The following is an 11,436-nucleotide window of genomic DNA, read 5'->3' as shown; positions in this document are numbered from 1 at the left end:
CCCTTTTAATGCGCCCCGTTGCCCAGATAGCTCAGTCGGTAGAGCAGGGGATTGAAAATCCCCGTGTCGGCGGTTCGATTCCGTCTCTGGGCACCAAATACCGAAAACCCTGAATCGCAAGATTCAGGGTTTTTTTATGCCTGCGATTTGATCACGCCTCTCTCTGCGCCCCGCAACGCCCTCCTCTCGATACACCTCAAACCCGCCTGTACTGAAAAATACCCAAAATCTGTATCTCTCCCCGTGTAGGAAAATTCGCCAGTATTCCTCCAAGCCTTGGCGAGCCAATGACTGGCTCTACTTTGCGCCCCGCAACACTCTGGGCCTCTGAAGCCCTCAGAGCGCAAAACCTGATTTTTTGAATAGATCGGCGTCCACCGCAAGGTCACTTCCTGTCCAGCTAAAAAATCTAAAAACAAACCCAACAGGCGAACTGCATTTACTGCTTTTCAAACATTCCAGGATGAATGCTGGCGCCCCTGCGCGCCCGGCAAAAGAGCGAAACGGACGACGTATGATCAAGCAACTTATCAATGAAGACAGTTATGTGCAGATTGGCGATCTGTGCAGCGCAACGATCCAGCTGAAAATCGAAGGACTGAATCCTGCCGGATCGATCAAGCTCAAAACCGCACATGCCCTGATCACGGATCTGGAAAACCAGGGCCGGATTCACCATAAGACCCGCCTGGTCGAGTCTTCTTCGGGGAATCTGGGGGTCGCGCTGGCCATGGTCTGCGCCGCCAAGGGGTACAAGTTTGTCTGTGTGATCGACCCGAACATTTCTGCGCCGAACAGAAAACTCATGCAGGCACTGGGTGCCGAAATGATCATGGTCGATCAGCGTGACGAAAACGGCGGCTACCTGAATTCGCGTATCCGTTTGATCGAGCAACTGGTCGCAGGGAACTCCGACTACATCTGGCTCAATCAATACAAAAACCCGACCAACCCCCTCGCTCACTATCAAGCGACCGCGAAGTCCATCGCCCATAAGTTTCCACACGTGGACTACTTGTTCGTCGGCGCCGGTACCACCGGTACTTTGATGGGCTGCAAGAACTACTTCGCCGAACACCATCCGCACACCAAAGTGATTGCCGTCGATACGGTCGGCTCGGTGACCTTCGGTCTGCCGGGCGGTACGCGGCATATCCCGGGGCTGGGTACCAGCCGTCTGCCAGAGATCTTCGAGCCGTCGGGGATTCACGACTTCGTATCGATCGCCGAGGAACAGACGATCAAGGTCTGCCGCTGGCTGGCGCAACGCTACGGCCTGCTTTTTGGTGGCTCCACCGGCACTGTCCTGGCGGGCATCCAGCAATGGGCGCCGCACATCCGTCCTGACGATGTCGTCGTGGCGATCTCCCCCGACATGGGTGAGCGCTACCTCGAAACCATCTACTCCGATGACTGGGTCACCCAGCGAATCGGCGCAAGCGCTTTGCAATCACTCTTTCCAGAAATCGCTCTGGCACTCTCGGCGTAATCCCCATGACTACACACAACTCGATTCAACCGTTCCATGTCATCCCAGGCGCCGTCGTCAAGGACATCCTCAACGGGCTGCGTCACGAAACCATCGACATGGTTGCCCAGACCTACCTGACCCACGAGCGCGGCGAAACCGTTAACCCGGATAGCTACTTCCTGCGTTTTGCGGCGCAACCGGCGAACCGGATCATTGCCTTGCCAGCGGCGATCGTCGACAGCGAGGGCGATCAGTCCGTCTCCGGGATCAAGTGGATTGCCAGCTATCCCGACAACATCAAGTCGGGCATCCCGCGCGCTTCGGCGGTGCTGATCCTCAACGATCCGGACACCGGCTATCCCTACGCGCTGCTTGAAGGCGCGCTGATCAGTGCCGTGCGCACCGCAGCGTCGGCGGTGCTCGGTGCCTGGTGGCTGAATGGCCAGAGCAAGAGCGCACAGAAACTCTCGATCATTGGCGGCGGGGTGATTTCGCGGAACATCCTTGAGACGTTCATTGCCGATGACTGGTCGTTCGACAGCGTGGGTATTCACGACCTCAACGCAGAGTCAGCGCAAGCGCTGTCGTCCTTCGGCAAACAGCTCGGGGTGCCGGATGTACAACTGTCGTCGCTGGACGAGGCACTGAGCGCCGACATCGTGGTGTTCGCCACCAGTGCCGGCGAACCCTACGTCAACGGCAGCGGCACCTTCCGCCCGGGGCAGATCGTGCTGAACATCTCGCTGCGGGATATCGGCGCAGAGATCATCGAAGAAAGTTACAACTACTTCGACGACGTGACCCATTGCCTGAAAGCCAATACCTCGCCGCATCTGGCCGAGCAAAAGTACGGGCATCGTGATTTCGTTACCGGCACCGTCGGGCAATTGATTCGCGGCGACCTGCAGGTTGCCACGGACAAGCCGCTGATCTATTCGCCGTTCGGCATGGGCATCCTCGATCTGGCAATTGGCCGGATGATCCACGACATCGCGGTCAAGGACGGTTCGGCGGTCGCCATCCCATCCTTCTTCGGGGAGGAGCGCAGATGGTGAAGGCGCCTCTGCACATCGGCCTGGTGGGCTGCGGCTCACGCGGGCTGTCGATTTTCGAACGCCTGTTGAGCCTTGCTGAAACGCTTGCGGAGCAGCCAGTCGTCATCGATATTTTCGATCCGAACGTGCTCGGAAGCGGCGCGCATTGGCCGGATCAACCGGACTATCTGTTGCTCAACACCGTCGCAGGCCAGCTCGGAGTTTTTCCCGACGCAGCGGCATTCGGAAACCTGGCGGATGCGCGGGAACGGCCGGGCGCGGATTTCCTGACGTGGTGCCACGAGCAGCGCATCAAGGTCGACGCGGACAGCGGACTGCTCGCCGCCGACGGCCGTGACGTTGAGCCGCAGGACTTCCTGCCACGCCATTTGCTCGGCGCCTATCTGGCGGATGCCTTCGCGCAAATCCTCGCGACGGCACCGCACTGGGTGAGCGTGAACCTGCATCAGCAGGCCGTCACCGCAGTCGAGAGCAACGCCGGTCAGCAATACCTGCTGCAGACCGCTTCGGGGGCTGCGGTCACCGTGGATCGGCTGATTCTGACGGTCGGCCATACCGGTCGCCTGCGCTCGGCGGATCGCAACCGCGTTGATGATGTCTATCCGCTGCCCGGCAGCCTCGCCACCATCGAGCCCGGCGAAACCGTGCTGGTCGAAGGGCTCGGGCTGGGTGCGATGGACACCCTGGCGGCGCTGACCTCCGGCAGGGGCGGAAGCTACAAGCGCATGGCCGACGGCAGTCACGCCTATCAGCCTTCGGGCCAGGAGCCGGTGATTTTTATCCAGTCGCGGGACGGGCTGCCGTTTCGCACCCGGCCCAACGGTCTGATTGAATGCCCGCGCCATCGCGCCGTACTGCTGACGAGTGCGCGCATCGAATCCCTGCGGGCAAGCAGCAATAACCGACAGTTGGACTTCGAACAGGACATCCTGCCGCTGATGCTGCTGGAGATGCGGGCGGCGGCCGTCGCCGTCGTACACAGCCCATCAGCGCCAGAGCAGGTGCTGGAGCGACTCAGGGCCGTTAGCGTTGCTGGCGAACCCGGGGTTGTCGCCTGTGAGACGTTACTGCGTGAGTACGAAGCGACCAGCGGCTCGATCGATCCGCAAGCGCTGATCTGGCATGCACTGCCGGACGACGTGCAGACCTACAACTATCACGCCTGGATCTACGACACCCTCGAAGCCGATTTGCACGAGTCGCGACTGGGGCGCGGAGGATCGGCGATCAAAGCCGCCATCGAAGTCTGGCGCGATCTGCGTGACCGCCTGCGTGAGGCCGTCGATTTCGACGGGCTGACCAACGCGTCGCATCGGCAGTTCTATGGCCGTTGGCACAAGGCGATCAACCGCCTCGTTGCGGGCCCTCAAAAAGAGCGCCACGCCGACCTGCTCGCCCTGTGTGACGCCGGTCTGCTGACATTTCTCAAGCCCGGCTCGCGCCCTGCGATCAACGACTTCAAACGCGTCGCCGGTTATGTCCAGAGCAGCGGCGTGAGCAACAGCGACTGCGCGCCGGTGCGTGATCTGGCGCGGCTGGGCCTGATCCGCCCGAGAACCGACGAACCGGGCATCGACGGCATCGATGTCGACGCCGCGTGCCACCCGAAATCGAGCGCTGGCGAACCGGTGCGCAACATTTGGGTACTCGGCCCGCTCGCCGAAGGTTCTTGCTACTACAACCACTACGTCACCTCGGCGGGCGCGCCTTCGCGTCTGTTCATGGACGCCCATCGAGCAGCCACTGCCATCCTTGAGACAGGGACTTCAGCATGAAGCTTTTCTACCAAACGCATTCACCCTACGCCCGCAAGGTGCTGGTGCTGGCTCACGAACTGGGCATCGCGTCGAGCCTGGAAGTGATCCATCACGAGACCAGCCCGACGTCGCCAAACGAGATCATCTACAAGGCCAATCCGCTGGGCAAAGTGCCGGTGCTGATCCTGCCTGACGACACGGCGCTGTTCGATTCCATCGTGATCTGTGAATACCTCGACGACCTGAGTGACGGGCCAAAACTCATCCCGGCAAACGGCCCTGAGCGCTACAAGGCGCTGCGCCTGCAAGCATTGGCGCAGGGCATGTGCGATGTCGGCATCAAGCTGCGCTGGGAAGTCGAGCGCCGCCCCGAGGCCTTGCGCTATCCGGCCTACGCCGACGGTCAGGCGTTCAAACTCAAGGAGGCTTACCGCTTCATCGAGGAACACGTCGACCTCAATGGCCCGATCACCCTCGGCCACATTGCCCTGGCGACCGCGCTCGACTGGATCGCCTTTCGCCAACTCTCGGACTTTTCCGCTCAAGCACGCCTGACCGAGTGGTATCAGACTTTTTGTGAGCGGGCGTCCATGCGGGCGACCGAGTACAGCGGGCAGACTCACGATTAAGTTAAGGAAAACCGGGTATGAGTTCTCTCTTGTTGCAAATGTCACCGATCGCGCTGGTGATCGCGTTGATCCTGATCGTCCGCCGACCGCCAGTGCAAGCGGCACTGGCCGGCGTAGTGCTGGTGCTCGTGCTGTGGGCCTTGGGCGCAGCCGGGCCGGTGTCGGCGGCAATCAGCACGGCGATCTTTCAGGACACCACCATCCTGTTTCTCAGCACGGCGTGCGTGATCATCCCGGGGCTGGCCTTCGTCATCCTGGTCGAGCGCGGTGGTGCGCCGCAGGCCATCGGCGCCTGGGTCAAAGAACTCGGCTGGACACCGCCGGCGCAGGTCATCTTCATCGTGCTCGGCCTCGCACCGCTGCTTGAAGCGATGACCGGTTTCGGCGTTTCGCTGATCGCAACCGTGCCATTGCTGATGGGGCTGTTCACCCGCCAGTCGGGGATGAAAATCGCCCTCGCCGGGATGGTCATCATGCCTTGGGGCACACTGGGTCTGGCCACCGTGATCGGCGCGCTGTTGGCGCACTTGCCGGCACAAACCCTTGGCAGTCATTCGGCGCTGATCAGTGCGCCAGTGTTCCTCTGCCTGGCGGCGATTGCTCTGTGGCAGGGTGGCATCCGCACGGTTTCGCCGTGGCTTGGACTGATCGTGGTGACGGCGCTGTTCGTCGCGGTGCTGTTTTCCATCAACCTGTGGATCGGCCCGGAAGTCTCCGGTGTGCTGGCCGGTCTGGCGGTGGCTTGCGTCGGCCTGGGGATCTCTTATGCACAACGGAAGAAACTGGTGCGCTGGCCGAACGCAGCCTGGCCCTATCTGGCCTTGCTGGGGGTAATCGTTGCGTCACGCGGGCTGTTCGTCCTGTCGGGCTGGGATGGGCTGTGGATCATCAAAGGCGAGCATGTTTCGTGGAAGCCATTGGCCTCCCCGGGGCTCGCGCTATTGATCGTTACGCTGTTGATGGCAATCAAGCAAAGCGCCGCCGCAGGTTTCCCGTGGCGAGCGCTGTTCAACCGGGCGAAATTTCCGGTCACGACGATTTTCCTGTTCCTGCTGCTATCGCAGGTGATGGTCAACGCCGGTTTCCTCGTCGAAGCACAGCGCACACTGCAATCGTTGTCGGGGATTTCCCTGGCGCCAACCATCGCAGTGCTGGCGGGGCTTGCCGGTTACGTCACCGGTTCCAACGTCGGCGGCAACACTCTCGTCATGCCGTCCATTGCTGCGCTGAGCAGCGAACACGGTGCCTGGCTGGCCGCGATGGTCAACAGTGCCGCCGGGCATGGCGCGCTGGGGTCGCTGTCGATCCTGTCGCTGATCACCGGGCTGGCGGGCGCCAATCGGCATGAAGAAAACAACCTGATCCGATTCGCCTTCGGCCTGGTTGCGCTCAACATCGTCATAGTTGCTGCAACGGGGATCGTTTTGCTCTACTTTCTCTGAATTGTTTCGAAACATCACAGAGAACTTATGGACAGGTTTGATCTACCGGACAAGCGCTGGCGGATAGTCAAGGACTGGATTATTCGTCAGATCGACAGCGGTGAATGGGCAGCCGGAGCGAAACTGCCCTCGATCCGTACGCTGGCGCGAATGTTTGAAACCAGCATCACCACCGTTCAACGCGCGTTGGCGGATCTGGAAGCCGATGCTTACGTTTCGACCAAACCGCGCATCGGCTACTTCGTCTCAGCCTCCGGACAAGCAAAACCCGCCAGGGGCTTTGACTTCTCCAGTGTCACCGTCAACGTCAATCATGCGGTGGTCGCGATGCTCTCCCAAGCGGCCTCGCGCACCACCGCGTCGTTGAATTCAGCGGTGTTGCACAGCGACCTCACACCCAACGTGCTGCTCAACAAGTGCCTGTCGGTATTGGCTGGCAAAGCTGACAACTCGCTCACCGGACTGGTCGCACCGCCCGGTCTGCCGGCACTGCGACGACGCATCGCCGGGCTGATGCTGACCCGTGGCGTGGTCTGCGGGCCGGACGATATTCTGGTGACGTCGGGCGACACCATTGCCTTGGAACTGGCCCTCGAAGCCGTCGCCTCGAAAGGCGCTACGGTCGCTATCGAAACGCCGACTTATTACGGCATCCTGCAGACCATCGAACGCTTGGGCATGCGTGCCTTGCCCATCCGCACGCACGGTAAACTCGGTCTCGATGTCGATCACCTCGAAGAAGCGTTGAAGCTGAAAAAGGTCGCGGTGATCTTTCTCAACCCAACCCTGCAGAACCCGCGAGGTTTCATCATGCCCGACGAGACTCGCGCACGGCTGTCACAGATCGCGCGCGAAGCGGACGTGCCGATTATCGAGGACGACATCTTCTTCGACCTGGTGCCGGAAGGCGATCGCCCCCGCGCCATCAAGAGCTACGACACCAGCGGGCAGACGATTTACTGCTCGTCGTTCTCCAAGACCATCGCGCCGGGTTATCGCGTCGGCTGGTGTCTGGCTGGCAAGTACCGCAATGCCATCCTGGCGCAAATGTTTTCGCGCAATCTGGCGGTTTCCAGCCTTGCGCAAAATGTCCTCAACGAATTTATCGGGCGCGGCTACATGGAAGAGCACTGCGCCAGACTCCGCTCGCAACTGTCTTCGCTGGCCAGTTTTGTCGAAGCGCTGGTGCGTACGGATTTCCCTGCGGGCACCGTATACGTGCCGCCGCGTGGAGGGTTCATCCACTGGATTGAACTGCCGCTACACACCGACATGTCGGCATTGCAGGATTTAGCCAGCGAACGCGGCTGCCACGTGGCCGGCAACGGCATCTTCTTCGCCGACGGGCATGCAACCACGGGTGTGCGCATCTGCCTTGGCACTGCGCTGACTCCGGGAGTGATCGAGATCCTCAAGGTGATTGCCGAAAGCGCACACCTCGCCGGGCGACCCTCTGACGGACGGCAAAACCTGACTGAGCAACATCAAGAACCAGCCGTTTCCTGAGCGCAAAAGGACGTTTGCAGTAACACTTCATGAATCAGAAAAGAACCCGCACTCCCCTGCCCCATCCGCCGCCGTATCGCCAGAGCCGGACAAGCTTCTGGCTGACCGTGCTCGTCGGCGTACTGATTGCCTTCGCCCTCTGTGCATCGATCTACATATTGATCGACAGCTGGATCAGCGGCGCCATCACCACCACCAACCGCGGCCCCAAGCACACTTATCACCTGGCTGTGCAACCACGACGGTTCTGGATCGAGTTTGTCTCGCAAAGCCTAGGAACCGTGTTTCTGCTGGCTGCCGGGGTGTTCGGCCTATGGATTTATCGCAAAGTGCAGGAGCCGGCGGAGAAGCCCAAAGGCAAGCGCATACGACGATAATCAGGTGAGCGGTTTCAGAGCGTATTGACGTAGTCGATGGGCAACAGAACGGTATCCACGGCGGCATCTACCGGTAGCGATACGACAGTTATCAAAGGGCAAACGATCGTGACATAACAGATCACCGCTGTTGGCTTGCCGTCGTCACCCCTCACGCCGAGCAGGCGTAAATTACCGTCGACACCCTTGTAGTAAGGCTCTGGCGAGGCGCCACTCAAGCGCCCCGTCATCGTTCCACAACCGGCCAACAGCGCAACAAGGCTCGCCACGGAGCCAAAAGGCAAAATCCCTTTCAATTCCAACATCCTTCTGACCGTAAAGCGTGAGGGCCGCGATTGTACGCACAATCAACCGCGCCCTCCGCGCCAGGCACCGGTGATTAATCGTTGTCGCTCCAGTGAAACACCAGATTGCGCGCAGTACCGTTTGCAACATCGGTCACATCGCGCCGCACCTCTCCCTTGCGTGTGGCAACCACGGTGTATTTGCCGGTCGGCAATTTTGCGTACAGCAACGGGCCGGTCTGATTGAGAACCAGCAGATTTTGTCCTGCAGCATTTTCAATCGTCACATCGACGTCGGAGGTGTACTCGTTCTGCATGCCCACCGAAAAGGTCATGTGCAGGTTGTAGCCAACGGTTTGCTGGATGGCTTTTGCTTCATCCTCGCCGACCCCGCCGGCCAGATAGCTGATACCGTTTTGTTGCTGCTGTTGAACTTGCACGCCTGCGCTGTCGACAGGCTCAAGACTGGCGGCTTGCGCCGTCGCGGCAAATAACAATGCAGCAACCGCGACGACAGGTAGCAGGCAGGAAAGGACACTTTTCATGATGGCGACTCCCGGGCTCTGACAGAACCCAATCGTTACCCTGTATTGGATTCAGTGCAGGAGGGTGACGTTTCAGAATGATTCGAACTTGGGATGTGTACGAAATGGACTACAGACTAAAACCCGCAAAAGCGTCCCTGGCCAGCAACTTCCTGCAACACCCATCCCGTCTTCCTGCTGGCTTCCAAGGCTCGGCCGACATCCTTCGCAAGCGGTTCTCGGCATGCTGGCTCTTCTGTTTTCAATGATGCGGAAAATTCGATGAGCCAGCTGAAACCTGCTGACCTGCAAGACCCGAAAATCGATTCGTTGCTGGGTGATCTGGGCGAACTGATCCGTCAGGCACGGCAACAAGTGCTGCGTGTGGTCGATACGATTCAGGTTAAGACCTGTTGGCAGATTGGCCAGCATATTGTTGAGTTTGAACAGGGAGGCGCCCGGCGAGCGGGGTATGGCAAGCAGTTGCTGGCCATACTGGCGAAGGATCTGACGGTTCAATTCGGGAAGGGATTTGATGAGACCAACCTGCGCAAGATGCGCCTTTTCTATCAGACCTTCCCAATTCGAGACGCACTGCGTCCCGAATTGAGCTGGACGCACTATCGCAGGCTCCTGCGGGTTGAAAGTGACAAGGCCCGCCATTGGTACATGGATGAGTGCGCCACCCTCAACTGGTCTAGCCGTGCCTTGGACCGACAAATCAATACGATGTATTACGAGCTCCTGCTGATGAGTCGAGACAAGGCGGGTGTAACTGAGGAAGCCACGACCAACATCGCAGCGATGAACTGCAATCCCCGAGAGTTCATCCGCGACCCCGTGATTCTCGAGTTTCTAGGCTTGCCGTCTCCGGGCAAGGTCAACGAAACCGGACTTGAACAAGCACTCATCGATCACCTGCAGAGCTTTCTGCTTGAACTGGGCAAAGGGTTTTCCTTTGTCGCTCGACAACAACGCATCAGCGCCGGTGGCTCGGATCTGTACATCGATCTGGTGTTTTACAACTACTTGCTCAAATGCTTCGTGATCATCGATCTCAAACGCGGCCAGCTCAGTGCGCGTGATGTCGGACAGATGGACATGTACGTGCGCATGTACGACGAACTCAAGCGCAGTGAAGGCGACAAACCCACTGTCGGGATCATTCTGTGCTCACAGGACAACGAGGCCGTCGCGCGCTACTCAATACTTAAAGGCAGTGAGCAACTGTTTGCCAGCAGCTATAAAACGGTGCTGCCAAGTGTGGAAGAGCTGCGAGCGGAGCTGCAAAGAGAGCAAGTATTGATCGAGGAACGCTTGCTCACCGAGTCCACTGAATAAGCGCTGCGGATTGTCCGCTGGATGCACTGAGACTATTGTTGCCAGCTACCCGCGAAGGTCGAGCGCCATGAGTTTTCAGGACACGCCTCCATTGCCAGCTGTGCAGCGCAAGCCGCTATTGGCCGCCGAGCTGCAAAATGAAGCCTTCAAGGAAACAGCCGCCGACGGTTTTGTCCTTGGCGGTTTCACCTGGCGCCATGCCCTGCCCGACCTTCAGCGCCCGGTGGTGATCATCAACGCCGCCACGTCCGTGCGCTGTCGCCATTACTCGCGTTTCGCGGCCTATCTGTTCGCCAATGGTTTCGACGTGATCATCTTCGACTACCGTGGCATCGGCGAATCTCGACCCGACTCAATGAAAGGCCTTGAGGCCTCGTGGACAGACTGGGGCGCGCTGGATTTCGAGGCGATGCTCAAACGCGCACAACGGCAATTTCCCGGTCAGCCGATCGATGTGGTCGGCCACAGTTTTGGTGGCTGCGCCGCTGGCCTCGGTGAGTCGGGAAAGGTTATCCGACGGCTGGTCACCGTCGGTGCCCAGTTCGCCTACTGGCGCGATTACGCCCCCGAACAGCGCTGGCGAATGTTCGGCAAATGGCATGTGTTGATGCCACTGCTGACGCTGGTCTGCGGTTACTTCCCGGGCAAACGTCTTGGCTGGCTGGAAGATACGCCGGCCGGTGTAGTGCGCGACTGGAGCACGCCTGCAGCGCGTTACGAACAGCGCCCCAGTGGTCGCGCGTTGATGAAAAAGAGCGGCGCCCTGCCCTTCGCCAACGTCCGCGCACAGACACTGGCGATCAGCATCAACGACGATCCCTACGGCACCCTTCCTGCCATCGAACGCCTGCTCGACTACCTCAGTAACGCTACGAAAACCCACTTGCGCATCGAACCGCAGGACATCAACGAACAACAAGTCGGACATTTCGCCTTTTTTCGCAGCGCATACCAAGCCACACTATGGCCCATCGCTCTGACCTGGCTGCAAACCGGAGAACTGGCCCCCGATACTCCCGGGCGGCAAGTGCCACGCAGCTGAGCCCCTCT

At 59.6% G+C, this 11,436-nt stretch carries 11 protein-coding genes and 1 tRNA gene; 10 read left to right on the top strand and 2 right to left on the bottom strand.

The genetic code is table 11. The features are described from left to right. Positions 1–20: 20 nt before the first annotated feature. The 8 genes from BMY54_RS03900 (at position 21) to BMY54_RS03870 (ending at position 8,237) form a co-directional block, all read left to right on the top strand. A tRNA-Phe gene (locus BMY54_RS03900) sits at positions 21–96 on the top strand. A 418-nt stretch (positions 97–514) separates the two neighbouring features. After that, complete coding sequence (gene sbnA / locus BMY54_RS31175; RefSeq protein ID WP_306674229.1) at positions 515–1,489, top strand: 2,3-diaminopropionate biosynthesis protein SbnA; 975 nt, start codon at positions 515–517, stop codon at positions 1,487–1,489. Between the two features lie 5 nt (positions 1,490–1,494). Further along, positions 1,495–2,526, top strand: coding sequence for a 2,3-diaminopropionate biosynthesis protein SbnB (gene sbnB / locus BMY54_RS31170; RefSeq protein WP_371914428.1), 1,032 nt, complete (start codon positions 1,495–1,497; stop codon positions 2,524–2,526). Further along, a complete protein-coding gene (locus BMY54_RS03890) occupies positions 2,520–4,301 on the top strand; it encodes an FAD/NAD(P)-binding protein (RefSeq protein ID WP_093430027.1) in 1,782 nt (593 codons plus the stop codon). The genes sbnB and BMY54_RS03890 overlap by 7 nt, the downstream gene beginning before the upstream one ends. Beyond that, on the top strand, positions 4,298–4,912 hold the full coding sequence (locus BMY54_RS03885) for a glutathione S-transferase family protein (protein ID WP_093430026.1): 615 nt from the start codon (positions 4,298–4,300) through the stop codon (positions 4,910–4,912). The genes BMY54_RS03890 and BMY54_RS03885 overlap by 4 nt, the downstream gene beginning before the upstream one ends. A 17-nt stretch (positions 4,913–4,929) precedes the next feature. Next, positions 4,930–6,354 (top strand): L-lactate permease, encoded by a 1,425-nt coding sequence (locus BMY54_RS03880; protein ID WP_093430025.1) that lies wholly within the window; start codon positions 4,930–4,932, stop codon positions 6,352–6,354. Positions 6,355–6,381: 27 nt separating this feature from the next. Continuing rightward, positions 6,382–7,860, top strand: a complete 1,479-nt coding sequence (locus tag BMY54_RS03875; RefSeq protein WP_093430024.1) for an aminotransferase-like domain-containing protein — start codon at positions 6,382–6,384, stop codon at positions 7,858–7,860. A 29-nt stretch (positions 7,861–7,889) separates the two neighbouring features. Further along, positions 7,890–8,237, top strand: a complete 348-nt coding sequence (locus BMY54_RS03870; RefSeq protein ID WP_093430023.1) for a hypothetical protein — start codon at positions 7,890–7,892, stop codon at positions 8,235–8,237. Positions 8,238–8,251: 14 nt separating this feature from the next. On the opposite strand, the gene BMY54_RS03865 is transcribed toward BMY54_RS03870, so the two are convergent. After that, positions 8,252–8,542, bottom strand: coding sequence for a YceK/YidQ family lipoprotein (locus tag BMY54_RS03865; protein WP_175559548.1), 291 nt, complete (start codon positions 8,540–8,542; stop codon positions 8,252–8,254). Between the two features lie 74 nt (positions 8,543–8,616). Next, the gene (locus tag BMY54_RS03860) at positions 8,617–9,066 is read right to left on the bottom strand and encodes a hypothetical protein (protein ID WP_093430021.1); all 450 of its coding nucleotides are present in this window, start codon (positions 9,064–9,066) and stop codon (positions 8,617–8,619) included. A 261-nt stretch (positions 9,067–9,327) separates the two neighbouring features. On the opposite strand from BMY54_RS03860, the gene BMY54_RS03855 reads away from it, so the two are divergent. Beyond that, positions 9,328–10,386, top strand: coding sequence for a PDDEXK nuclease domain-containing protein (locus BMY54_RS03855; protein WP_093430020.1), 1,059 nt, complete (start codon positions 9,328–9,330; stop codon positions 10,384–10,386). Positions 10,387–10,453: 67 nt separating this feature from the next. After that, complete coding sequence (locus BMY54_RS03850) at positions 10,454–11,428, top strand: alpha/beta hydrolase family protein (RefSeq protein ID WP_093430019.1); 975 nt, start codon at positions 10,454–10,456, stop codon at positions 11,426–11,428. The last annotated feature ends 8 nt before the right edge of the window (positions 11,429–11,436 follow it).

Origin of the sequence: Pseudomonas sp. ok266 (assembly GCF_900110195.1) — a bacterium.
GTDB lineage: Bacteria > Pseudomonadota > Gammaproteobacteria > Pseudomonadales > Pseudomonadaceae > Aquipseudomonas > Aquipseudomonas neuropathica.
Note: the sequence above shows the minus strand (reverse complement) of the source record. Positions and strands in the feature narration are given on the sequence as shown.